Origin of the sequence: Bacteroides sp. AF32-8BH, assembly GCF_003435205.1 — a bacterium.
Taxonomy (GTDB): Bacteria; Bacteroidota; Bacteroidia; order Bacteroidales; family Bacteroidaceae; genus Bacteroides; species Bacteroides ovatus.
The window spans coordinates 159,207-185,231 of the sequence record NZ_QVLZ01000010.1 but is presented as its reverse complement, the minus strand read 5'-3'; the positions used below and the strand labels follow the sequence as shown (position 1 = coordinate 185,231).

At 43.4% G+C, this 26,025-nt stretch carries 17 protein-coding genes and 1 pseudogene; 16 read left to right on the top strand and 2 right to left on the bottom strand.

Annotated elements, in window-relative coordinates; translation table 11 throughout:
- Nucleotides 1-95 precede the first annotated feature (95 nt).
- The 14 genes and pseudogenes from DWZ47_RS09285 to tsf all read left to right on the top strand — a co-directional run bounded on the left by DWZ47_RS09285 (nucleotide 96) and on the right by tsf (nucleotide 23,574).
- A complete protein-coding gene (locus tag DWZ47_RS09285) occupies nucleotides 96-587 on the top strand; it encodes a DUF4488 domain-containing protein (protein WP_004305582.1) in 492 nt (163 codons plus the stop codon).
- A 258-nt stretch (nucleotides 588-845) separates the two neighbouring features.
- Entirely contained in the window at nucleotides 846-2,054 is a 1,209-nt protein-coding gene (locus DWZ47_RS09275; protein ID WP_117512912.1) for a glycoside hydrolase family 88 protein, read from the top strand.
- Nucleotides 2,055-2,248: 194 nt separating this feature from the next.
- Nucleotides 2,249-6,346 carry a hybrid sensor histidine kinase/response regulator transcription factor gene (locus DWZ47_RS09270; protein ID WP_117512910.1) on the top strand — a complete coding sequence of 1,366 codons (4,098 nt, stop codon included), beginning with the start codon at nucleotides 2,249-2,251 and terminating at the stop codon, nucleotides 6,344-6,346.
- Nucleotides 6,347-6,783: 437 nt separating this feature from the next.
- The gene (locus DWZ47_RS09260; protein ID WP_117512907.1) at nucleotides 6,784-9,387 is read left to right on the top strand and encodes a DUF4962 domain-containing protein; all 2,604 of its coding nucleotides are present in this window, start codon (nucleotides 6,784-6,786) and stop codon (nucleotides 9,385-9,387) included.
- Between the two features lie 26 nt (nucleotides 9,388-9,413).
- Entirely contained in the window at nucleotides 9,414-10,151 is a 738-nt protein-coding gene (locus DWZ47_RS09255; RefSeq protein WP_117512905.1) for a DUF3575 domain-containing protein, read from the top strand.
- A 37-nt stretch (nucleotides 10,152-10,188) separates the two neighbouring features.
- Nucleotides 10,189-11,199, top strand: coding sequence for a DUF6562 domain-containing protein (locus DWZ47_RS09250; RefSeq protein WP_117512903.1), 1,011 nt, complete (start codon nucleotides 10,189-10,191; stop codon nucleotides 11,197-11,199).
- Nucleotides 11,200-11,247: 48 nt separating this feature from the next.
- The gene (locus DWZ47_RS09245; RefSeq protein ID WP_117512901.1) at nucleotides 11,248-12,798 is read left to right on the top strand and encodes a hypothetical protein; all 1,551 of its coding nucleotides are present in this window, start codon (nucleotides 11,248-11,250) and stop codon (nucleotides 12,796-12,798) included.
- Nucleotides 12,799-12,924: 126 nt separating this feature from the next.
- Complete coding sequence (locus DWZ47_RS09240; protein WP_117512899.1) at nucleotides 12,925-15,471, top strand: DUF4962 domain-containing protein; 2,547 nt, start codon at nucleotides 12,925-12,927, stop codon at nucleotides 15,469-15,471.
- Between the two features lie 40 nt (nucleotides 15,472-15,511).
- A pseudogene (locus DWZ47_RS09235) lies at nucleotides 15,512-18,728 on the top strand (SusC/RagA family TonB-linked outer membrane protein).
- Nucleotides 18,729-18,749: 21 nt separating this feature from the next.
- The gene (locus DWZ47_RS09230; protein WP_117512897.1) at nucleotides 18,750-20,444 is read left to right on the top strand and encodes a RagB/SusD family nutrient uptake outer membrane protein; all 1,695 of its coding nucleotides are present in this window, start codon (nucleotides 18,750-18,752) and stop codon (nucleotides 20,442-20,444) included.
- 203 nt (nucleotides 20,445-20,647) lie between these two features.
- Nucleotides 20,648-21,109, top strand: coding sequence for a 50S ribosomal protein L13 (gene rplM / locus DWZ47_RS09225; protein WP_004297202.1), 462 nt, complete (start codon nucleotides 20,648-20,650; stop codon nucleotides 21,107-21,109).
- 6 nt (nucleotides 21,110-21,115) lie between these two features.
- Nucleotides 21,116-21,502 (top strand): 30S ribosomal protein S9, encoded by a 387-nt coding sequence (rpsI, locus tag DWZ47_RS09220; protein WP_004297203.1) that lies wholly within the window; start codon nucleotides 21,116-21,118, stop codon nucleotides 21,500-21,502.
- 121 nt (nucleotides 21,503-21,623) lie between these two features.
- Complete coding sequence (gene rpsB, locus DWZ47_RS09215) at nucleotides 21,624-22,460, top strand: 30S ribosomal protein S2 (RefSeq protein ID WP_004305566.1); 837 nt, start codon at nucleotides 21,624-21,626, stop codon at nucleotides 22,458-22,460.
- 121 nt (nucleotides 22,461-22,581) lie between these two features.
- Nucleotides 22,582-23,574 carry a translation elongation factor Ts gene (gene tsf, locus DWZ47_RS09210; protein ID WP_004305564.1) on the top strand — a complete coding sequence of 331 codons (993 nt, stop codon included), beginning with the start codon at nucleotides 22,582-22,584 and terminating at the stop codon, nucleotides 23,572-23,574.
- A 121-nt stretch (nucleotides 23,575-23,695) separates the two neighbouring features.
- Here the strand turns inward: tsf and DWZ47_RS09205 are convergent, their stop codons facing one another.
- Both DWZ47_RS09205 and DWZ47_RS09200 read right to left on the bottom strand, forming a co-directional pair.
- Nucleotides 23,696-24,205, bottom strand: a complete 510-nt coding sequence (locus DWZ47_RS09205; RefSeq protein ID WP_117512895.1) for a TlpA family protein disulfide reductase — start codon at nucleotides 24,203-24,205, stop codon at nucleotides 23,696-23,698.
- A 17-nt stretch (nucleotides 24,206-24,222) separates the two neighbouring features.
- Complete coding sequence (locus tag DWZ47_RS09200; RefSeq protein ID WP_004305562.1) at nucleotides 24,223-24,573, bottom strand: translation initiation factor; 351 nt, start codon at nucleotides 24,571-24,573, stop codon at nucleotides 24,223-24,225.
- 165 nt (nucleotides 24,574-24,738) lie between these two features.
- Between DWZ47_RS09200 and DWZ47_RS09195 the strand changes: the two genes are divergently transcribed.
- A complete protein-coding gene (locus DWZ47_RS09195) occupies nucleotides 24,739-25,389 on the top strand; it encodes a redox-sensing transcriptional repressor Rex (protein ID WP_008650453.1) in 651 nt (216 codons plus the stop codon).
- Nucleotides 25,389-26,003 carry a fumarylacetoacetate hydrolase family protein gene (locus DWZ47_RS09190; protein WP_004297209.1) on the top strand — a complete coding sequence of 205 codons (615 nt, stop codon included), beginning with the start codon at nucleotides 25,389-25,391 and terminating at the stop codon, nucleotides 26,001-26,003. Before DWZ47_RS09195 ends, DWZ47_RS09190 begins: the two co-directional genes overlap by 1 nt.
- Nucleotides 26,004-26,025: the final 22 nt, after the last annotated feature.

Genomic DNA, 26,025 nt, shown 5'->3' with positions numbered 1-26,025 from the left:
GCGAGTTTTTTTATGCTCTGAATTGCTGTATTCTCAAAATAAATCTTTATATTTGGAAATACGCATTCGAGAGTGTTAACTAAAATAATACAACAATGAAAAAGCTCTATTTCTTTACCATGCTTTCAATAATGTTGTTAGCGGTAACAGGTGCGACGGCCCAGAAGAAAACCAAATTCAAAGCGGCCGATTTGAAAGGTATTTGGCAGCTCTGCCATTATGTATCCGAGTCTCCCGATGTTCCGGGAGCGTTGAAACCCAGTAATACATTTAAAGTATTGAGTGATGACGGACAAATCGTCAACTTTACCATTATTCCCGGTGCGGATGCGATTATTACTGGATATGGTACTTATAAACAACTCACGGACGATTCTTATAAGGAAAGTATCGAGAAGAACATTCATCTCCCGATGCTGGACAATCAGGACAATATTTTGGAATTTGAGATTAAAGACAATGATTATCTCCATCTAAAATATTTTATTAAGAATGATTTGAATGGAAATGAGTTGAACACCTGGTATTATGAAACCTGGAAGAGGGTGGAGATGCCGGCTAAATTTCCGGAAGATATTGTGAGATAGAAGAGCGCGTACTTTTTGGTGGAGGCACGGATTTTGCAAAAGGCTGCATAGTTGTTTGGTTATGTCTGACAACAGCTTATTTGGTAAAATCCGTGCCTGTTTTTCTATAAAAGATAAAAACAAAGCACTTTTGGACAAAATCAAAGTCCGTAGAAATAGAAACGAAAATGAAAAAATAGATTTGCAAAGGGGGCTGTCCGCGACTTGCTCTAACTTTGTTGCCAGTAATAGAATACAGTAACAAAATAAAGTGGAACAATGAAAAACAAACTTTTACTGGCGGTAGGGAGTATGGCTCTCCTGACTGCTTGCGATGCTTCAAAAGGAAATGAGATGGCATGGTTTGACCATGCAGTGAAAACATCTGGACATCAGTTGCTCTATATGGCAGAACAATTGAAGAATGAACCGGATACCGCCTGTTTTCCCCGTTCTATTAAAGAAGGAAAGTACAGACTGGAGCACCCCACAGATTGGACGAGTGGTTTCTATCCCGGTTCCATGTGGCTGGCATACGAGTTGACTGGTGATGAGGCTCTCGCAAAAGAGGCGCGTAAATATACGGACCGTCTGCAGGATATGCAATATTATACAGGTAATCACGATTTGGGTTTTATGATGTTTTGCAGTTATGGGCAGGGCATCCGTTTGAAACCGGAGCCAACGGACAGTTTGATTCTGATTCATTCTTCAGAAAGCTTGTGCTCCCGTTTTCGTCCGGAAGTCGGACTGATTCGTTCGTGGGATTTCGGCGATTGGAGTTATCCGGTGATTATTGATAATATGATGAATCTTGAAATGCTGTTCTGGGCTTCGGAGCAAACCAATAATCCGAAATATCGTGAAATAGCCATCTCTCATGCTGACAAAACGTTGAAGAATCACTTCCGGGAGGACATGACCTCCTACCATGTGGTGAGCTATTTGGCAGATAGCGGTGAGGTAGAGTCGAAAGGAACCTTTCAGGGATATGCCGATTCTTCCGCTTGGGCGCGTGGACAGGCTTGGGGAGTGTATGGTTATACCATGTGTTATCGCTTCACTAAGCAGCAGAACTATCTGGATGCCGCTCATAAAATAGCGCGGTTCATTATTGATCACCGTCCGTCCGAAAATGACTATGTACCTTATTGGGATTATGATGCTCCCAATATTCCGAATGAACCGCGGGATGCTTCTGCAGCTGCCGTAACAGCTTCTGCATTGCTGGAGTTGAGTGGTTATGGCGACAAGAAACAAGGGGAAGAATATTTCCGTTATGCGGAGCATATCCTGAAACAGTTATCCTCTGATGATTATTTGGCCCAGGAAGGAGAAAATCATGGCTTCATCCTGTTACATTCGGTTGGCAGTTTCCCGCACGACAGTGAAATTGATACTCCGCTCAATTATGCTGATTATTATTATCTGGAAGCCTTGAAGCGTTATAAAGATCTGAAAGAAAAATCAGAAAATCCGTCTTACTAACTTGAAGAGAAACCGTAAAAAAATAAAATTCAGGGCAACCGCGTCTAAAATATGAATTCGTAACTGTCGGACTTTGGCGCGGTTACCCTGTTTTGAGCCGATACCGGTCCTTTATATGAGTTAAAAAACGGGATTCATTTATCAGATTGAATTGAAAATACTTATCTTTACGATAAATTCTTCAATATTAGCTCATGAAAGACCGACATTTGCTATTTAGATACCTATTCGGATTAACCGTTTGCATTTTATTTTTTCCTTTGGCTGTATCGGCCGCCGACAGCTTCATTCATTTTAAGCGATTATCCGTGGATGACGGGTTGTCGCAAAATACTGTGCTCGCTCTGACACAAGATCATAATAATAAGCTTTGGGTAGGCACCATAGACGGACTGAACTGGTATGAAGGTTCCCGTTTCGTTTCGTATTATAAAGCGCCGGATGATACGACCAGTCTGGCAAACAATCATGTCTATTCACTTCATACCGATTCGAAAGGTACGGTATGGGTAGGCACACAGGTCGGTTTATCCCGTTATAATATAGTAGGGAATAATTTCACCAATTATTCTTCACCGGACAATCAGCCGATGCAAGTATTGGCTATCGGAGAACCGGAGGAAGGCGACCGGCTTTTGCTTGCTACCAATATCGGTCTGGTGATTTTTGATAAAAAGACCGGGCGGATGAAAGTGCAGCCGGAACTTGCCGGAAAAACGATCTATTCTGTTTGCCGGATGAATGACGGTTTCCTGTTGGGAACTTCGGAAGGTGTCTATTTCTATTATGTACGCAACGAAAACGTGACCCGGCTTCTTCTCCAATTGAAAGGAGAAACCATCTCCGATATGCTCTATGACGACAAAACCGGCAACTGTTGGCTGGCTTCATTGACAAACGGGGTGTATTGTGTGGATAACAACTTTCAGATAAAACATCATTATAACAAGCAAAATACTCCTGCTTATTTCCTTACGAACTCGGTCAGGACATTGTCCGGAGATGATAAAGGAAGGGTTTGGATAGGAACCATGGAAGGTTTGCTTATCCTTGAACCGGAGACGGGAACTTTCCGTATCTGTCGTTTTTCTCCTGAAGATCCGACTACCTTGGGGCATAATTCCATCCGCTCTATCTTGAAAGACAATCAAGGGGGAATGTGGATCGGTACGTTTTATGGCGGGCTTAATTATTATCATCCCCTTGCTCCGGCATTCGGACGCTTGCAACATTCCGCCTGGCGGAATTCGTTAAGTGATAACACGGTGAGCTGTATTGCCGAAGACCCGGATAATGGCAATCTCTGGATCGGCACAAACGACGGAGGATTAAATTATTATAACCGGAAAACCGGAGTCTTTTCATATTACCGGACGGGTACTTCCGCCAATGCTTTAAAGTCGGACAATATAAAATGTATATGGACGGACAAGGATGGAAGTGTCTATATTGGCACTCATGGAGGGGGAATGAGTCGTCTGCATCACCGGAGTGGCAGGATAGAAACATATTCCTTTCCCCATTCTACTTCCCTGACTAACAGTTGTTACTCCTTATTAGACGGAACGGATGGAACGCTTTGGGTAGGCGGCATGAGCGGGCTTTACCTTTTCAACAAACAGACCGGCGAACTTTCACAGCATCCGTTGGCTAAAAAGCATAAAAAGTTGGAGAACGTATTGATATATACCTTGTTTCGCGATTCAAAAGGAAGAATCTGGATTGGTACGGAAGAGAGCCTGTTTTTGTATGCCGGCGGTAAACTGGAAGAACTGCATCTTTCTTCTTCGGCTTATCTGCATGGGTTGATACAGGCTTTCTGTGTACAGGAGGATAGCCGTCATGAAATCTGGATCGGTTCTTCCACAGGATTATATTGCTATAAGGAAGGAGCACCGACTGCCTGGAAACACTATACGATGAAAGACGGTTTGCCGAACGACTTTATTTATAATATACTGGAAGATGAACGGGGGCGTTTATGGTTGACAACTAACAAGGGACTGGCTTGCTTCAATACGGAGGAGGGTACTTTCCTCAACTATACGAAGCAGGACGGACTGCCTCACGATCAGTTTAACTATTTCGGAGCTTGCAAAGCGCACGATGGTACATTCTTCCTGGGGTCTCTTGGGGGCGTTGCCTATTTCAAGCCATACGAATTGGGTGATAATCCATATTCCCCGGATGCGGTAGTAACAGGAGCCGTTGTCTTAAATCAGGTGATTACGGATATGAAAAGTGAACGGGTACGTTATTATCAGGACGAGCAAGGGCGGATGCTGGGTATGTCGTTCCCTTCCGATCAGAAACTTTTTAATATCCGGTTTGCCGTTATCAACTATTTGGCTGGCAAGCGGAACCAGTTCGTTTACAAATTGGAAGGCTTTGAAACCGAGTGGAACTACTCCCGTCATGTTTCCTTTGCACGGGCAAGTTATTCCAATCTCCCGCCCGGTGAGTATGTGTTTAAGGTGAAGGCATGTAACAACAATGGAAAGTGGAGCGAGGCGACCACTGAATTTTTTGTGCATATCATTCCGATGTGGTATCAGACCTGGTGGGCAAAGACACTTTTCATCTTCTTTTCTGTAGGGCTTCTCGTCTTTGTGATCTATTTCTTTATTGCCCGTGCCAAAATGAAGATGCAAGTCCGGATCGAACAGATAGAACGAAACAAGATAGAAGAAATCAGTCAGGAGAAAGTACGTTTTTACATGAATATGTCTCATGAGTTGCGTACTCCGTTGAGTCTGATATTGGCTCCGTTGGAGGAACTTCTAGGACAGAGCAATCTGAAAGGTACTCCGGTACAGCAGAAACTGGATTACGTTTATAAGAACGGTCGTAAGTTGTTGCACATTGTCAACCAGTTGCTGGATTTCCGTAAAGCCGAAGCAGGTGCAATGCCCATTCATGTTGCGCAGGTGAATGTAGAAGGACTGTTGCAAGATGCTTTTGCCCTGTTTAAAGAAAATGCGCAGAAGCGTGCTATCAGCTTTCATATAAAATCCGATCTGGAAGGACGATTGTTTCCGGCGGACCGGACGTATGTAGAGACTATCTTGATGAACCTGTTGTCTAACGCCTTTAAGTTTACACCGGACGGCGGAAGTATTTCGCTTTCCTTATGGACAGAGGGAGATACCTATGGTTTCACGGTAAGAGATAGCGGAATCGGTATGTCTCCGGAACAGCTAACCCGCATTTTCGAACGTTTCTATCAGGTAGACGGTCAGCGAAAGGGGACGGGTATCGGGCTGTCATTGGTGAAGATGCTTGTAGAAAAGCATCACGGCACTATTACGGTAGCAAGCGAACCTGCTCAATATACCGAATTTAAAGTCACGCTACCTGCTGATATGGCTGCCTTCACGGAGAAAGAACGTGAATTGCCGGCACATGAAGTCGAAACATCTGCTTCTCTCCGGGAGCTTCCGGTGGCTGATGAATATTTCTCTGGTGATGCGTCTGCTATAGTTGCAGAAGAACTATCGGACGGTGATCAGATAGAAGCCGGCAGTGAGGAAGAGCGTCCTACTATCTTGTTGGTAGATGACAATAAAGAGATGGTGGATTACCTGAAAGATAATTTCCGGCAGAACTATGTGACGCTGACCGCCGGAAACGGCGAAGAAGCATTGGCTATTATGAAAGAGCACCGTGTGGATATTGTCCTTTCCGATGTAATGATGCCGGGTATTGACGGTATCAAACTTTGCCAGCTTATTAAACGAAATCTGCAAACCTGCCACATTCCCGTCCTGCTGTTGTCTGCCAAAGGAAGTGTCGATGCACAGACGGAAGGCATTCAGGCTGGGGCGGATGATTACATTGCCAAACCGTTCTCGATTCATTTATTGAAAGGAAAAATAGCTAATCAACTGAAATCACGCCAGCGGTTGAAACACTATTATTCGAATACGATTGATATAGATACTGCTAAAATGACTTCGAATAATCTGGATGAGGAATTCATGAGCAAAGCTATTCAGGTGGTAGAAGAAAATATCAGTAATGAAGACTTCACCTCTGATGAGTTGGCAAGCCAGCTTTGTATGAGTCGTTCGTCACTGTATCTCAAGATGAATTCCATATCCGGTGAACCGCCTGCCAACTTTATCCGGCGCATCCGTTTTAATAAAGCGTGTAAATTGTTGCTTGAAGGGCGCTACTCCATTTCGGAGATTAGCGGAATGGTAGGGTTCGGATCTTCTTCTTATTTCTCTACCAGTTTCAAGAAGTATGTCGGTTGTCTGCCATCGGAGTATGTGAAGCAGCATACTAAGTAGTTGTTTTGCGGTTATGCATTTGTTCACCACAGAGGACGCGGAGGACACAGAGGTGAATCTTGTTCATGCAGGTGGCAGATGCTTTTATGTTTTTTCAACTTTATAGTAGGAGGATTACGCATCAAAATTAGGGTCACCACCGTAAGTCATAAACCAAATTCACCTCTGTGTCCTCCGCGTCCTCTGTGGTGAAAACCTAAACAAGAACTAATAACCTTCATCTTTCTATCAATTCCAGTCATTCTGTTTTGGGGGCTATTTTACCCTTTTACCCTCTTTGTAGCTTCCTGTAACGCTTGTTTTGGACGAATTTTAAGTTGAAATGAACGAAAACAAAGTCCTATTAGACAGTATCAGAGAAGGAAGAAATGAATTGAAAGTTCCGTTTCGGACAGTTTATCTACATTTGCCTACAGAAAAACCAATCATTTGATATCATGAAAAAAGTATTATTGATTTCATTCGTAATCTTGTCTGTGGCTGCACAGCTGACACATGCGCAAAAACAAGCAGTCATCAAGTTGACGGAAACAACGTTGATGCATGAAATGCGTGCCACTCCTTATCCTCTTGATAAAGCGGTGGTAAATGACCGTGCGGTTTCTTTCCAATGGCCGCTCCGTTCGGACATGAACTCGCAGGACAGTCCGTTGGATGGATTCGAACACAAAGTAAAGAAGGTAGATAAAACAAAGGTTACCTATCGGTTACGTTATTCGCAGGATGCCGGATTGAAGTCCGGAGTTGTTCAGGTGGAAACTCGTTGGCCGTTCTATAATCCGGAACAACCGCTTGCGCCGGGGGTATGGTACTGGCAGTTCGGTTATGTAGAAAACGGACAAGTGACTTGGGGAAGCACACAGCAAGTCACCGTAGAAGATCGTTCGGGCAAATTCTGTCCGCCTTCATTGAAAACAGTGTTGGCAAAACTACCTGCCGACCATCCGCGTGTGTGGATCATGAAGAACGAATGGAAGGACTTTATAAATCACAGCAAACAAAAGGCAGAAAGGCAATGGTATCTTGAGCGTGCAGATCAGGTACTTCAGACTCCAATGAAATCAGTGAAAGATATTAATGTCTCGCAGGTGAAGAATCTGAAGAACGAGATGCAGATAAATTCATACCTCACTCGTGAGAGCCGTCGCATCATCGATGCGGAAGAGGGAAATACCGAAGCATTGATACGGGCCTGGTTGCTGACGCAGGATACTAAATATGCTGACGAAGCCATCAAACGGGTATTTATCATGGCCGACTGGGATAAAGATAAGAATGTGAAAGGAGATTTTAATGCTTCTAGCTTATTGTCTCTCTGCTCTATGGCTTATGATTCTTTCTACGACCGGTTGAATACATCACAAAAGAAAGCATTGCTGGAAGCCATCAAAAATAAAGGTGGTGAAATGTATGAGAACTTTAATAACAGGATGGAGAACCACATCGCCGACAATCATGTGTGGCAAATGACACTTCGCATCCTTACAATGGCGGCATTCAGTGTATATGGCGATCTGCCCGAAGCCAACACATGGGTGGATTACTGTTATAACGTCTGGTTAGCACGTTTCCCCGGATTGAACAAAGACGGTGGCTGGCACAATGGCGATTCTTACTTTACGGTCAACACCCGTACATTAGTAGAAGTGCCTTACTATTATAGCAAACTGACCGGTTACGACTTCTTTTCCGATCCTTGGTATCAGGGAAATATCATGTATACCATCTTCCAGCAGCCTCCTTTTTCCAAATCCGGAGGAAACGGAAGTTCGCATCAGAATGTGGCACGTCCAAACAGTATCCGTATAGGTTATTTGGATGCGCTGGCACGCCTTACCGGAAACACTTATGCCGCTGATTTCGTACGCCGCACATTGAAAGTGGAACCGGATTATATGAAGAAAGCCTTATTGAGTAAGCCCGGTGATCTGGCCTGGTTTCGCCTGCAATGTGATAAACCTCTGCCGGAAGGTGAAGGATTGACAGCACTCCCTGCAGGATACGTCTTCCCCGCAACAGGACTTGCCTCTTTCCAAACGAACTGGGACAGAGTAGGTGGAAATGCGATGTGGAGTTTCCGGTCAAGCCCTTATGGTTCTACCTCTCATGCACTTGCCAATCAGAATGCTTTCAATACGTTCTATGGTGGAAAACCATTATTTTACAGTAGCGGACACCATATTGAGTTTACCGACGTACATAGTATGTTGTGCCATCGTGCCACACGTGCTCACAATACGATTTTGGTGAACGGTATGGGACAACGTATCGGTACGGAAGGATATGGATGGATTCCCCGTTATTATGCCAGCGAGAAGATCGGGTATGTGCTAGGCGATGCTTCCAATGCTTACGGAAAAGTGATTTCACCGCTTTGGCTGACACGCGGCGAACAGTCGGAGGTGCATTATACGCCCGAAAATGGCTGGGATGAGAACCATGTGAAAACGTTCCGCCGTCATATTGTCAATTTGGGAAAGACAGGACTCATCTTTATCTATGACGAACTCGTGGCAGACGAACCTGTAAACTGGAGTTATTTGCTGCATACCACAGAAAATCCCATGACAGTGGATCAATCGAATCATCGCTTCGTGCATATTCAAGCCACGAACCGCGGAGGAGCATCAGACGCTTATCTTTTCTCCACCGGAACATTGCAGACAGATACGACGAGCCGTTTTTTCTATCCGGCAGTCAACTGGCTCCGTGCTGATGACAAAGGGGTGTTCAAGAAGTATCCTAATCACTGGCATTTCACCGCTACATCGGAAAAGGCACAAGTATATCGTTTTGCCACTGTCATCAATACACATGCACTGAAATATCCTGCCAAAGATCCCGAAATCTTGTCCGACGGACGTATCAAAGTGGGCGGATGGCTAATCAGTGTTAACCTGAAATCCGACGGTGCTCCTTCATTCTTTATCCGCAGTACTCAAGAGAAGGTAAATATCACTTATAAAGGTGAAGCTACTGTCATCAATGAGGATGGGTACGAAACGGTAATGAGGGATACAGTGCCCGAACTGGAAATCTGATCAATGAACATGAAAGATACGAATATATGAGACACTCTACTTTTAATATAAGAACTATATGTCTGTTGGCTGCATTATCGGGCATAACCGTCTTGTCGGCACAGACTCCCGGTAAACCCCGTGTACAGACTTCGGCAGCTCCGGAGGAAACTACGGTTTACAAGCCCGGCGGGAAAAAGCTGGAAACAGCAGTTGCGACTTCTTCAAAAAAGGAGGAGGATAAACACCAATCCGGCAAAGAGAATACAGGAAAGAAAGCGACTGCCTTTGATGGTCAATGCTATCTGGCACTGAAAACGAATGTAGTATATGATGCTTGTGCTTTGCTGAACCTTGCCGTGGAAATGCAGGTGCATAAAAAGATCACGGTAGAGTTGCCGTTGACTTGCAGTTTGTGGGACTTGGGGGATAAGCACGGCGTGCGTACGGTAGCATTGCAACCTGAAGCCCGCTGGTGGATAGGAAATGAAACAGGACGGGGACACTTTGTCGGACTGCACGCCCACGTGGCATGGTTTAACGTAAAGTGGAACGATGACCGTTATCAAGATACGGATCGTCCGCTGTTGGGAGCCGGAATAAGCTACGGTTACAAACTCCCTCTTTCCAAACACTGGGGAGCGGAATTTAATCTGGGAGTGGGATATGCCAACATGAAGTATAACACCTATTATAATGTAGACAACGGCGCACAGCTGGATACGCGTGTCCGTCATTACTGGGGGATAACCCGTGTGGGAGCATCGTTGGTCTACCGCTTCTAACCTTAGATAGGAACATACATATAAATAAGATAACAATATGAGAAGAAATTTATATATACTGGCACAGTGCACTTTCCTGTTGTTCATCACCCTGCTGGTGAATGGATGCAGCCTGCACGAAGAACCGGAAATGACTCCCGAAGGAGAACTGGGAGTGGACCCGACAGCTGTAACACTCAACCTTAATCTGGCAATGAATCTAAGTTTGGCAGAAAGAGCACCGGTGACCATCACCCGTGCGTCAGAAACCAAGTATCTGCGTCGTTTCATCGTGGAAGCCTATCTGGATAGACAGGTGGCGGCACGGCAAACGGTATATGAAGAGGATTTTAATCGTGCCAGTCTGTCTGTTAGTATGAAGTTGCACGCCCGTAATTACCGCATCCTGGTATGGGCCGATTATGTGAATGCGGAGACACCGGAACAGGGACTTGTCTACGATGCCAAGAATCTGGCTTTTATCCTTCCTGCCGGAAAGTATATAGGGAATAGCCGCTATAAAGATGTTTTTGCAGCTTCTACTATGGTGGATCTGACTTCTTTCCGCAATCATTGGGGAGCTGAAACAAGTCTTGACGTTGAACTGTATCGCCCCGTAGCACGCTATGAACTGGTGGCTAAAGATGTGGCAACGTTTCTCAATAAACTGTCCACAGGCGGACTGAAAGGTGAAAGTTTTACCGCTCGTGTGAAGTACAGTGATTATTTGCCTACCGGCTACAATTTGTGGGACGATGTACCCAAGAACTCGCTCATGTACATGGAATATAAAGTGGCCTTTGAACGCCCTGCCGATGGTACGAAAGAACTGAAACTGGGATTCGACTATGTGTTGACCGATGTCGGAGAAACCGTTTCTATTCCTGTAGAGCTCGAAATATTGAATGAGAAGAATGAAGTGCTGGCACGTACTGCTTTCCGTATTCCTTGCGAACGGGGCAAAAACACAACGGTACGTGGTAACTTCCTGACTTCCGATGCCAATGGAGGAATAGGGATCGACCCCGATTATGACGGTGATCTGGAAGTAGACCTTGGAGAATTATAAAATAGATAAATCAATTAAGAATTGCTTAACCATAAAACAATTAAGATCATGAAAAAGAACTTATTTTATTCGCTAATGGCTTTGTTCGTAGTGCTTTTCGTATCCTGTGGACAAGAAGAAATCGTTTCGGACAACGGAACAGAAATCAATGCTCCTGTTACTATCTCTGTACAGGCTCCTGTAAATAACGTCTTTAGCCGTGCGGTTACCATTCCTGACGGTTATACGATGCAATGTATCATGCAATTACTGAATGCTGATGGCAATAAGATAGGCGATCAGGTAACTAAACCGGTTACAAACGGTAAGGTATCTTTCACTATTTCTGTAGATGAACAAAAAGAAGTGTCGAAAGCATTGTTTTGGGCTGAATACGTACCGGAAAGCGGTGCTGCTAATAAAGTATATAACACTGCTGATTTGAGAGCAGTAGGATATAATACTGCATCATTCGATCTGACAAATGATGCGTTGATGGCAGCCAGCGACGCTTTCTGCGGAAAATTGGAAACGATTGCTAATGCCAGTGTGATATTGAAGCGGCCGTTTGCCAATGTGAGCGTAAAACCGAAGAATCCGGAAGTAGCTGCGCAAGCTGATAAGCTGGAAATAACATATAACACTTTGAGTGGATATGATATTTTAGAGGGTAAATGTTCTGCTACGACTCCTGTGACTTATACAAATGCAAGTTTTGCTTCTGCGGATGGCAATTGGTTCGCTAATTTCTTTTTTGCTCCTTCAAATGTAGGTAAATTTACAGAAGAAATAACCATGGCATTGAGTGGCGGATATAGTAAAGAGATTAAAATACCGGCAAATACATTACCTTTGGATGCTAATATGCAGATTATGGCTAAATTTGAAATCGGAGATGGAAACTTTGACATTGAAGTAGGAGTGGATCCGGATTATGAAGCATTGGAAATGAAAGTTGGTAGCTATATCAATGCTGAAGGTAAAGTGGTACGTGACGCAGCGGATGCTGTTGGTATTGTTTTCAAGATGGAGGCTATTGGTGATGATGTGCCGGCTAATTATCCTGTAGCACTTCAGAGCAAGACAATTGTCGGATATGCGGTAGCGATTGAGAATGTAGCGGCTGGTCGTCAATCTCTTAATCCTGACGGTGTGTTGACAAATTTGGTTGAGACAGCAGCAAGTATGACTAATGGAACACAGATTACGGAGGCGTTGTTAACAAGTATTGGAGACGTGGCGTTTAAAACAACTTATGAAAAATGGGTGGGAGAACATTCTCTTAGCAGTGAGAATTTGAGTGCATGGTATATTCCTACATTGTCGCAATTGAGTGCGTTCATGGGTACATTGTTTACTATGAAAGGAGTACCTGCTACTGGTAGTGAAGATTTCAGAAACCTTCCGGAATTTGAATTTGCCAATGGTAAAATGTTTGATAGGGAGACGATTGCTACGGTGAATTATGCTTCCAGTACTATCAATAACCAAAGTAATGTTTCAGGGGTACGTATTAATGTAAACAATGGTGTAATTGATGCACAAGAGGCAGGTATTGATGTGAAAGGAAAGGCTAATCAACAAGCTCTTTGCCGTCCAATGATTACGATTTTTAAATAGTCACTATTCGACCTTACTCAATAGAAATTCAAGGAAAGTGGGATCCCCCCATCCCGCTTTACCTTCTTCTTACATTGAAACTTTTGAAAATAGCCCTCTAATCTTATACCTAGAAAAGAAAATAATATGCACACCACATTTCGCCTATCGGTTTTTCTTTTGTTCATTGTACAGCTGTTCTGTAGCTGTACATCTGACTCGCTGCCCGAACCGGACAGTACGCAGCCAGAGACGCCTGCCGGAATTCCCGATGCCTATCAGGATAAAATACGAACGCAACCTTATCCCAAAGCAGATAATGAATTGTATCTGAATCCTGCTCCTCTTATTGTTCCTCAAGCTATGAAGACGGGCGAAAGACTGCAATTTTCCCTTTCGCGTACTGAAGATTTCAACAGTTCTGAAACGCTACTTTCCGAACCGCAGGAATGGTGTATGTATAATCTTCATCGTCGTTTGGAGGTCGGCACATGGTATTGGCGCTTTCGTTCCACCAATCTTAATGGAACTACGCCCGGTGAATGGAGTGCTATCTATCGTTTCGAAGTAAAGAATGATACACCGGAATTTGTAACACCTCCTTTTCAGACATTCTTAGCAAATGCTCCCCGTCTGCATCCTCGTATTTACTGTTTTTTAGACGACCGTATCGGAGAGGCTCGTAACCGTGTCACTTCACACCCTGAATATGCAGAATTACAAAGTCGTGCTTCACAGGCATTGAAAGCCGAATACACCGGAATGACTGATTTATATAGCCGTGCAGAAGAGCTCCGGCAACATGCCACTTATCTTTATCAGGCCTATCATTTAACCCAAAAAGAAATTTATGCCGAAAAGTTACGCCAGCTTCTCGAAGCGTTGATTGCCGCTCCCCCTGCTGACGGACAGCTTTTTGCATCCAACTTTACTGCCAGCAACATCGCATGGTGTCTTGTTGCAGCCTACGATCTGCTTTATAATAACTTGTCTGCTTCCGATCGTACTGCTGCCGAAGAACTGATGATGCGTGTGGCACGTTACTATTACAAGGTAAATTGCGGTTTTCAGGAAAACCATCTCTTTGATAATCATTTTTGGCAGCAGAATATGCGCATCCTCTTTCAAGTGGCTTTGTCGCTTTACGACAAATCGGCCTATTCTTCCGAAGTGCTGCCCATGATGGAGTATTATTATGAATTGTGGACAGCCCGAGCTCCTGCCTCCGGCTTCAATCGTGACGGTATATGGCATAATGGCACAGGTTATTTCAGTGCCAATATATTGACTTTGGCGTATATGCCGTCTCTTCTTTCATTCATCAGTCAGTACGATTATCTATCGCATCCGTGGTATCAGAATGTCGGACGCTCGCTGGTTTATACTTGTCCGCCGGGATCGAAAAGCAATGGCTTTGGTGACAATAGTGAAAAGGGTAGTGAACCCAACCGTCTGGTTGCCGCCTTTGCTGACTATCTGGCGTGTGAAACGGGTGATTCCTATGCCGGTTGGTATGCCGGAGAATGTCGGGAGCTGTTGCGCCGGGATTATGAATTGCGTCTTTACCGGATGTGTACCGAGCAGGATTACAACACAGCTTTTCCTGCCGGGGCTGATAAAATGGTGTGGTATAAAGATGCCGGTGAAGTAGCCATGCACAGTGCACCGGAAGATGTAGAAAAAGATCTTGCACTCTCGTTTCGATCCAGTACATTCGGATCCGGCAGTCACACTACTGCCAGCCAGAATGCTTTTAATCTGTTGTATAAGGGTGTCGATGTGTATCGCAGTACAGGCTATTATCAGAATTTTAGCGATGCTCACAATCTGATGTCCTATCGCCATACGAGGGCGCATAATTCACTGTTGGTAAACGGCATCGGGCAACCTTATTCTGCCGAAGGTTATGGCAGTGTGATGCGTGCTATGGGCGGACAGCATATTAGTTACTGTTTGGGAGATGCTTCACATGCTTACAGAAGTATCAGCAATGACCCGATGTGGGTTGACTACTTCAAGCAGGCAGGTATTGAGCAGACGCCTGAAAATGGATTCGGTGCCACTCCGTTGACTAAATACCGCCGGCACGTGTTGATGCTTCATCCTCATACAGTAATAGTGTATGATGAATTGGAGGCATCGGAGGCTGTCCGCTGGGAGTGGCTGTTGCATAGTCCTACGGAATTTAAGATTGATGCGGTAAAGAAAACGTTGTCTACAGATAATAAGACCAAAGGATGGGTGGCTGTGACACAACTTTTTGGAGGACATGTTTTTACGCTGTCCCAAACGGATCGTTTTGTAGTGCCGCCCGCCATCACCGGAGCAGAGTATCCCAACCAGTGGCACTTGACTGCACGGGTTGACGGTTGTTCTGCCACCCGTTTCCTGGCTATTATTCAGATAGGAGATGAGGCTGTTTCTATTATTAACCGTGACGGTGATACCTTTAACGTAGGCGACTGGACGATCAAAGCGGTTTTGGATGCTTCTAAGGCTCCGGAGCTGACAGTGAGTCATCGCACCGAACAAGCAGTATTTAGTTATGGAACAGACAATCCTGCGTTGAATGGCAATTTTTACTCTCGACAATATACGGGTTCCTCGTTGCTTTACGACGAGATAGACGGAGCTTATCAGGTGGTAGAAATGACCGACCGGAGTCCTATATCTACCCGGGTAGTAAATCAATGATAAACAATGAAACATAGTGAATATAAATAACAAACAGAATATGATGAAAAGTAGAATTATTTGCATTTTGTTGCTTCTTGTCGGTGTATCCGGCATTTATGCCCAGAGTTTGACCGTTACCGGTAAAGGTGGTGGACAACGAAGGCTTGGAAGTGATTGGAGGAAATGTGACCGTGAAAGGAAAACAAAACACGGGTACCATTACCGATATCAATGGTAAATACACCATTACCGTTAGTGATCCGCAGAAAGATGTCTTGGTTTTCTCTTTTATCGGACTGGAAAATATGGAAGTACCCGTGAAAGGAAGGAAACAGATTGATGTGACCATGAAGGCTGCGTCGGTATTGTTGGATGAGGTGGTAGCTATCGGTTATGCAACAGTAAAGCGTAAAGACCTGACCGGTTCCGTGGCTTCTGTGAGAAGCGACGATTTGCTCAAAGTTCCTTCGTCTGATGTAACCCAGGCTTTAGCGGGACGTATGGCAGGGGTACAGATTATACAGACAGACGGTCAGCCCGGTGCTACGATGTCAGTGCGTGTTCGTGGCGGTATATCAATTACGCAAAGCAACGAACCGCTTTATATTATCGACGGATTTCCGACGGAAGATGGTATGTCCAGCCTTGATCCTGCCGATATTGAAAGTATTGATGTGTTGAAAGATGCTTCGGCAACAGCAATTTACGGTGCCCGTGGAGCAAATGGCGTAGTGGTAATCACTACCAAAAGCGGTGCGAAAGGAGAAGGAAAAGCAACACTTACTTTCGATTCTTATGTAGGTGTGCGTACGCTTGCCAAGCGGTTGGATGTATTAAGTGTAGAGGAATTTGTGTTGGCGGATTATGAAAGAACATTAGGGGATGCTACTGATCCCGAGGAAAGTATGCGGTCATGGCAAAATCGTTACGGTGGTTTTGTCGATCTTCATGAGAACTATGGCAATCGTAAAGGTATCGATTGGCTGGATCGTACGATGGGACGCACTACCGTTACGCAAAATTACCGGGTAGGCGTCAACGGTGGTAATGATAAGCTGAACTACAATATGTCTTATGGTTACTTCAAGGATGAAGGTGCGATGGTATATAGCGGCAGCGACAAACATAATATTGCGCTTAGCGTGAAAAGCGAAGTGAATAAGCGGCTCTCCGTTACAGGACGTATCAATTTTGATTATTTGAAAGTCTATGGAGCAGGTGTTGCCGGAAATGGTACGAATGAGGGCGGAAGCAATGTAGATGCAAAGTTTAATAAAATGGTTCAGATTTTGCAATACCGTCCTACTATTGGTATACGTGGTAGTGATTCGGATTTGTTGGCAGGAGAAGATCCTGTATTAAGCGATGCGGATGGAAACGTGATGCAGAATCCATTGATTGCCGCCGCTGAAGAAAAGGATAATAAGGAAACACGCACTTTGCAAGCCAATGGCGGACTGACTTTCAAAATCATCAAAGGATTGACCTTCCGCAACAATACGGGTATGCGTTATCAACTTTATCGCCGGGAGCTTTTCTATGGCGACCAATCTATAATGGGAAGACGCAACGGTATTTACGGCTCTATCAGAAATACAGAGACCGGAAGTTTTCAGACCTCTAACGTCCTGACTTATGACAAACGTTTTCAGAAAAAACATAAAGTAGTGGTACAATTGGGACAGGAATTTGTAAAACGCTGGACTCGTGTGCTCGAATCCGGTGTCAGTGGGTTGCCTACCGATGAGTTCATTTTGGGAGATATGAGTCTGGGTACTCCGTCCGTTGCTTCGTCCGATGAAAACTATGATGATAATCTGCTCTCTTTCTTTGCTCGTCTCAACTATGATTTTACCGATAAGTATTTGTTTTCTGCGACGTTCCGTGCGGATGGGTCTTCTAAATTCGGAAAGAATAATAAATGGGGATACTTTCCTGCTGTATCGGCAGCATGGCGTGTAGGTGAGGAGGATTTTATAAAGAAACTGAATGTTTTTTCCGACTTGAAATTCCGTATCGGATACGGTTTGGCGGGGAACAACAGAATCGGTAGCTATAACAGCCTTGCTTTGATGTCTTCTATCACCACAGCTATGGGAGATCAGCTTACTCCCGGTTATGCTTCCAAGCAGATACCGAATCCCGATCTGAAGTGGGAAGCGAACAAGACTTTTAATATGGGGGTCGATTTAGGGTTTCTGAATCAACGCATTACCATTTCACCCGAATTCTATATAAATAGGAGTAGTAACTTGCTGCTTAACGCCCAGCTGCCTTATTCTTCCGGTTATCAGAGTATGTTGATTAATGCCGGAGAAACGAAGAATGTAGGTGTGGAACTGACTGTGAATACTGTGAATTTCTCTACAAAGAAGTTTAGTTGGAACACTACACTGACGCTGTCGCACAATAAAAATTCCGTGAAAGCATTGACCGGTGAGGCGGTGCAACTCTATGAAGCCAAGTTCGGCTTTAATCAAAATACCCATCGTATTGCTGTCGGAGAACCATTAGGACAGTTCTATGGTTACATCACCGAGGGGCTGTATCAGGTAGATGATTTCAATTATGATGCTTCTACACAGACCTATACCCTGAAAGATGGTGTACCTTATCATGGTGATAAAGGTCAGATTCGTCCGGGCATGTGGAAGTTTAAGAACTTGACCGGAGATGATAATGTGATTGATGAAAATGATAAAACGGTCATTGGTAACGCTCAACCGAAATTCTACGGAGGCTTGAACAATTCTTTTACTTACAAAGGATTTGATTTAAGTATATTCCTGACTTTCAGCTATGGTAACGAAGTGTTGAATGCGACCAAACTGGTTACCAGTAAGGTGGGTAGCCTGAACTACAACGCATTGGACGTGATGAATAGCTCTAATCGCTGGATGACCATCAATTCGGATGGACAGAAAGTGACAGATCCCGGAGAACTGGCTGCTCTGAATGCTGGTAAAACCGTAGCTGCTTATCATGATGCTCAACAAGGAGACAATTATATTCATTCATGGGCAGTGGAGGATGCTTCCTATTTGAAACTAAGTAATGTGACTTTGGGATATACATTCCCTAAAAACCTGATTGCAAGGGTAGGATTGAAGAACTTGCGTTTGTATGCCACTGGTAATAATCTGTTAACTTGGACCAAGTATTCAGGTTTCGATCCGGAAGTCTCTACGATGAAAAGCGGTTTGACACCGGGTGTTGACTTTGGAGCGTATCCGCTTAGCCGTTCTTTTATTTTTGGTCTCAACGTAGCATTTTAATTCTTTAAATACATAGTAATCATGAAAAAGATACATCTATTATATGCCGTATTCGCCTTGTTGGCAACAGGATTTTCCTCTTGCGAGGATTTGCTAACGGAAGAACCTAACTCAAAATATGACCGGGACCGCTATTTCGATTCGGAAGATAAAGCGGAAATGGCAGTGATGGGAATATATAGTTCATTGTCGGACTTTAATCATTACGGTTGGTACGAAATGGCTTCTCCCGCATCGGACGATACCTATTATACGGCTCGTACGCAGTCTGACAATCAGGTTCACGATATTGCACATTATCAGCTAAACTCCACGAATACGTGGATTGAAAGTATCTGGAAACTGAAATATGAGGGAATCGACCGGGCTAACCTCACCATTGACGGAATTTGTGGCATGACAGGATACGCAGAAAATACCCGTCTGAAAGCATTGGAAGCAGAAGCTCGCTTTCTGCGTGCTTTCCTCGCATTTGATTTGGTGAGATATTGGGGAGATGTGCCTTTCAAAACATCTTATTCTTCATCCTACGAATCTGCTTTTGGTGAACGTGTGGACAGGGAAGTGATTTATGACGAGATTATATCTGACCTTACTTTCGCTAAGAACAATCTGGATTGGGCAACTGCTTCTTCCAGTCCCGAACGGGTGACGCAAGGAGCTGTCCGTGCATTGCTGATGCGTGTCTATTTGCAGCGTGCAGGATATAGCCTTCAGTCGAATGGACAGTTGAAACGTCCGGAGGACAGTAAGCGAATGGAATATTTCGATGCTGTGATAAAGGAGTGGGAGGCTTTTGAAAAGAAAGGGTACCATGATTTTTATGACGGTGGTTATGAGGCACTCTTTAAAAGCTACTCGCAGGGGGTACTGAATAATAAGGAGAGTCTTTGGGAGATTGCTTTCTATCATTCGCAAGGACGTCGTAATGGTGGAGCATGGGGAATTTATAACGGCCCGCAGGTAGCGGAACCTACCGGAGTTTCCGCATCCGAAGCAAATCAGTATATGGGACGTGCCAACGGCTTTTTTATAGTGGTTCCCGAATGGCGTAACTTCTTCGAAGCGAGCGATAAACGTCGTGATGTTGCTATTTGCACCTATCGTTATACTTGGAATGGTACTAAAAAAGAGCATGTAAAAGAGGAAAGAAGCGCAGGAAGTTGGTATGTGGGAAAATGGCGCCGGGAATGGATGCCGAAAGAGTCATGGAACAAGAATATCAATTATGCGGATGTGAACTATTGCCCTTTGCGTTATGCTGATGTGGTATTAATGGCTGCCGAAGCGTATAATGAAACGGGAACGGACAGACAGAAAGCATGGGATTTGCTGAATAGCGTACGTACACGTGCTGAAGCAACTTCTATTACAGAAGCGAATTATGATGAAATGATGAGCGCACGGAAAAAGACACATAACCTGACTTTCATCGACGACTCTACACCGGAAGGAAAGTTTCGTACAGCTCTTTACTGGGAACGTGGCTTTGAGCTGGCTTTTGAAGGACAACGCAAATATGATCTGATACGTTGGGGAGTACTGGGCAAGGCTCTGAAACTGTTTGGTGAGATCAGTTCCGTCAATCAGAAAGAGAACAAACCATATCCGGCTTACCGGAATTTTACGGAGGGTAAACATGAACTTTTCCCTATCCCTCTGAAAGAGATACAAAGTAATCCGAAACTCAATGGAATGAATAATAATGGGTATTAAGAAGACTCTCAATAGAATAGGCGACTGGAAAAATATACAAAAATAGTTTGCCAATTCAAAGAAAAGCCGTACTTTTGCAAGCCGATTATTATCACAAAATGATAAGAGATTAATTCATAGCAAGTTAGTATTCCTTTGTCCGGGGAAGACTAATGAGTGGTGAAGAAAATTTTTAGTAGTAACATTTAAAAAACAAAATTAGAGTGGATACTTTAAGTTACAAGACCATTTCTGCAAACAAAGCGACTGTAACCAAAGAATGGGTTATCGTTGACGCTACAGACCAGACTTTAGGTCGTCTGGGAGCAAAAGTTGCAAAATTGCTGAGAGGAAAGTACAAACCAAACTTTACTCCTCACGTAGACTGCGGTGATAACGTTATCATCATCAATGCAGACAAAGTAAAACTGACTGGTAACAAATGGAATGACAGAGTTTATTTGTCATATACTGGTTATCCTGGTGGTCAGAGAGAAATGACTCCTGCCCGTTTGATTACAAAACCGAACGGTGAAGAGAGATTACTGAAAAAAGTAGTGAAGGGCATGCTTCCTAAGAATATCCTGGGAGCTAAATTGCTGAATAACTTGTATGTTTACGCTGGTAGCGAACACAAACAGGCTGCTCAGAACCCGAAAATGATTGATATTAATTCATATAAATAAGATATAATGGAAGTAGTAAATGCATTAGGCAGACGTAAACGTGCTATTGCACGCATATTCGTAAGCGAAGGTACAGGAAAGATTACTATTAACAAGAGAGACCTTGCAGAGTACTTTCCATCAACTATTCTTCAGTATGTTGTAAAACAACCATTGAACAAGCTGGGTGCTGCTGAGAAGTATGACATCAAGGTGAACTTGTGTGGTGGTGGTTTCACTGGTCAGTCTCAGGCATTGCGTTTGGCAATTGCTCGTGCACTGGTTAAGATGAACGCTGAAGATAAAGCTGCTCTTCGTGCAGAAGGCTTCATGACTCGTGACCCTCGTTCTGTTGAACGTAAGAAACCGGGACAGCCGAAAGCTCGTAGAAGATTCCAGTTCAGCAAGCGTTAATGTGCTGCCTGATAGAGGAATATGTTTAGTATCTAAACTACTGGGACTCTGCTCATAGACTACCCAGCGGTTGGTTTAGAAAAAACAAAAAAGAAAGTAAACGATTTAAAGAAAAAACAAGATGTCAAGAACAAATTTTGATACATTATTGGAGGCTGGTTGCCACTTCGGACACCTTAAGAGAAAGTGGAACCCTGCAATGGCTCCTTATATTTTCATGGAACGCAATGGTATTCATATCATTGACCTCCACAAAACAGTTGCAAAAGTAGACGAAGCTGCTGAAGCTTTGAAACAGATTGCCAAATCTGGCAAGAAAGTTCTTTTTGTTGCTACTAAAAAACAAGCTAAACAAGTTGTAGCTGAGAAAGCTCAATCTGTTAATATGCCTTATGTAATCGAGCGTTGGCCGGGTGGTATGTTGACTAACTTCCCGACTATCCGTAAGGCTGTGAAGAAAATGGCTACTATCGATAAATTGACTAACGATGGTACATATTCTAACCTCTCTAAGAGAGAAGTTCTTCAGATTTCTCGTCAACGTGCAAAATTGGACAAGACTTTGGGGTCTATCGCTGATCTGACTCGTCTGCCGTCTGCATTGTTCGTAATCGACGTAATGAAAGAAAATATTGCAGTTCGCGAAGCTAACCGTTTGGGTATCCCTGTATTTGGTATCGTTGATACTAACTCTGATCCTTCAAACGTGGATTTCGTAATTCCTGCTAATGATGACGCTACTAAATCAATAGAAGTTATCCTGGATGCTTGTTGCGCTGCAATGATCGAAGGTTTGGAAGAAAGAAAAGCTGAAAAGATCGACATGGAAGCAGCTGGTGAAGCTCCTGCTAACAAAGGCAAGAAGAAATCAGTAAAAGCTAGACTCGACAAGTCTGACGAAGAAGCTATCAACGCAGCTAAAGCTGCTGCTTTCATCAAGGAAGACGAAGAGGCTTAATATATAAAATGTGCCAATTTGCTAATGTGCAAGGGTATTGTTATACACTTGCATCTTGATTGGCAGATTGGCACATTTTTTGTTTCGAAAATTATTATTCATTTAAATAAAGGAAATTATTATGGCTGTAACTATGGCTGATATTACCAAGCTGCGCAAAATGACCGGAGCTGGTATGATGGATTGCAAGAATGCATTAACAGAGGCTGATGGCGATTACGACAAGGCAATGGAGATTATCCGTAAGAAAGGACAAGCTGTTGCTGCTAAGCGTTCTGAACGTGAGGCTTCTGAAGGTTGCGTTTTGGCTAAGACTACTGGTGACTATGCCGTTGTCATTGCTTTGAAGTGCGAAACTGACTTCGTAGCTCAGAATGCTGACTTTGTGAAACTGACTCAGGATATTCTTGATCTTGCTGTGGCTAACAAATGCAAGACATTGGACGAAGTAAAAGCATTGCCGATGGGTAACGGTACTGTACAGGATGCAGTGACTGACCGTAGCGGTATCACAGGTGAGAAAATGGAACTTGATGGTTACATGACTGTAGAAGGCGCAAGCACTGCTGTTTACAACCACATGAACAGAAATGGTCTTTGTACGATTGTTGCTTTTAACAAGAACGTTGACGAGCAGTTGGCTAAGCAAGTAGCTATGCAGATTGCTGCTATGAATCCGATCGCTATTGATGAGGATGGTGTTTCTGAAGAAGTGAAGCAAAAAGAAATCGAAGTAGCTATCGAAAAGACAAAGGCAGAACAGGTACAGAAGGCTGTAGAAGCTGCTCTGAAGAAGGCTAACATCAACCCGGCTCATGTAGACAGCGAAGATCACATGGAAAGCAATATGGCTAAAGGTTGGATTACAGCTGAAGATGTAGCGAAAGCAAAAGAAATCATTGCTACTGTTTCTGCTGAAAAGGCTGCACATTTGCCTGAACAAATGATTCAGAACATCGCTAAGGGTCGTCTGGCTAAGTTCTTGAAAGAAGTTTGCCTGCTGAACCAGGAAGATATCATGGACGCTAAGAAGACTGTAAGAGAAGTGTTGGCTGCTGCTGATCCTGAACTGAAGATTGTTGACTTCAAGCGTTTCACTTTGAAAGCTGAATAATCTGATTCAAATCTTGTTAAGTACTACTTACAAAGTCAGATTTATTATATGTAAAATTTGGGAAAAGGGTTCGGTATTGCACCGGACTCTTTTTTCTTTAAGGCATATCTTAGGATAGGGACTACTTCAATGCTTTATCTATTTGCTTCATCAGCGTATCTATGGCTCCATTTTCATAGCCGGTAGTAGCTGATATTACTTTTCCTTCTTTGTCTATTAAATAACTTCTGGGAATCATTTTGGTGGCAAATTTACCTGTAACTTCCCGTTTGGGATCCGGGTAGAGGGGAAATGTAAACCCTTTTCTTTTATTGTATTCCGCTAATTGGTCGTCTGTATGCTCGCGACCGATCACTAACATACAGAAATCCTTGTTGTTTTTATATTTAGGCCAGAGTATTTTCTGAACTTCAGCCAGTTCGCTTTGGCAAGGGCCGCACCAGGTAGCGAAAATATTGATTAATACAACTTTCCCTTTTAGATCTGTAGAGTTTATGGTGCCATTTGCTGTTGAATGAAGGGTGAAGGCAGGTATATTGTCACCTACCTTTACAATATCCGCATCACTTTCTTGTGCGAATGACAACAGTGAGAATAGTGTTGTCGCACAGAATAATATTACTTTTCTCATTTCTTGTATTATTTAATTTAACCTCCTATACCTTTGGTTTTAGTATATCCTTCTTTGATGAGTAGATCTATGATCTTGGTCTTGAAATCTCCTTGTACCATTATCTCTCCGTCTTTAGCTGAACCGCCTACTCCACATTTGCTTTTCAGTAACTTGCCTAGCTCTTTCAAATCATTATCCGTACCCACAAATCCGGTAATTAATGTTACCACTTTACCACCCCGGTTCTTTTTGTCAATGGAAACTCGCAGGTTTTGCTTGTCTTTGTCGAGGGTAACCTGTTCTTCATCGTTATCCATTTCATAACCGAAGTCAGGATTCGTGGAGTACACAACGTTCAATCTATCTTTCCAATCATTATTTTTCATACTTGTCATTTTTAATCCTTTTCAAAAGTATTAAACTTATCGAAAAGAGCAAAATTTGAGTCTCTTTTCATCGTTTTGTTTAATCTCTATTAAGGTTTTCTGTTATAGGGTTGTCAGTCTCAAAAAATAATGTACTTTTGCAAAATACCAAATTTTGTAAGAAGTATGAGCACTTATATACGAAAAGAGGCGGATAAAGTGCCGGAGCCTACCTTGCGCAGACTTCCCTGGTATCTGTCCAATATAAAACTAATGAAAGAAAAAGGGGAGCAGTATGTCTCTTCTACACAAATCTCTAAGGAAATAAATATTGACGCTTCCCAAATCGCCAAGGATTTGTCATACGTCAATATCTCGGGGCGTACGAGAGTGGGATACAATATTGATGCGCTGATTGAGGTGTTAGAGAGTTTTCTTGGATTTACCAATATGCACAAAGCCTTCTTGTTTGGTGTAGGTAGCCTGGGGGCTGCTTTGCTTCGGGATTCTGGTTTGCATCATTTCGGACTGGAGATTGTGGCTGCTTTTGATGTGAATCCGGAACTGGTGGGAAAAGACCTGAATGGTATTCCTATTTTTCATTCCGATGACTTTGAAGCAAAGATGAAAGAATACGATGTAAATATCGGTGTATTGACCGTACCTATTAATATTGCTCAGGAAATTACAGATAAGATGGTAGACGGAGGCATAAAAGCCGTATGGAACTTTACTCCTTTCCGAATCCGTGTACCCGAGAATATAGTGGTGCAGAATACGTCTCTATATGCTCATTTGGCTGTTATGTTTAACCGATTGAATTTTAACGAGAAATAATGAAGATTATTGCAGTAGGAATGAACTACGCCCAGCATAACAAAGAACTGGGACATACACAAGTAAATACGGAGCCGGTGATTTTTATGAAGCCTGATTCTGCTATTCTGAAGGATGGCAAACCGTTTTTCATTCCCGACTTTTCTAAAGAGATACATTATGAAACGGAGCTGGTGGTTCGTATTAATCGATTGGGGAAAAATATAGCTCCCCGCTTTGCTAACCGTTATTATGATGCAGTGACTGTAGGGATCGACTTTACGGCTCGTGACCTTCAGCGAAAGTTCCGTGAGCAGGGTAATCCCTGGGAGCTTTGCAAAGGTTTTGATTCGTCGGCTGCTATTGGAACTTTTGTTCCGGTGGAGCACTATAAGGATATTCAGAATCTTGACTTTCATTTGTTGATCGACGGTAAGGAAGTGCAGCGCGGTTGTACGGCAGATATGCTTTTCAAGATAGATGATATAATCGCTTATGTAAGCCAGTTTGTAACTTTGAAAATTGGTGACTTGCTCTTTACTGGGACTCCTGTGGGTGTAGGTCCTGTTAGTATCGGACAGCGTTTGCAAGGTTATCTGGAGGGAGAAAAACTGCTGGATTTCTATATTCGTTGATCTTTTTTTATTCATTAGTACT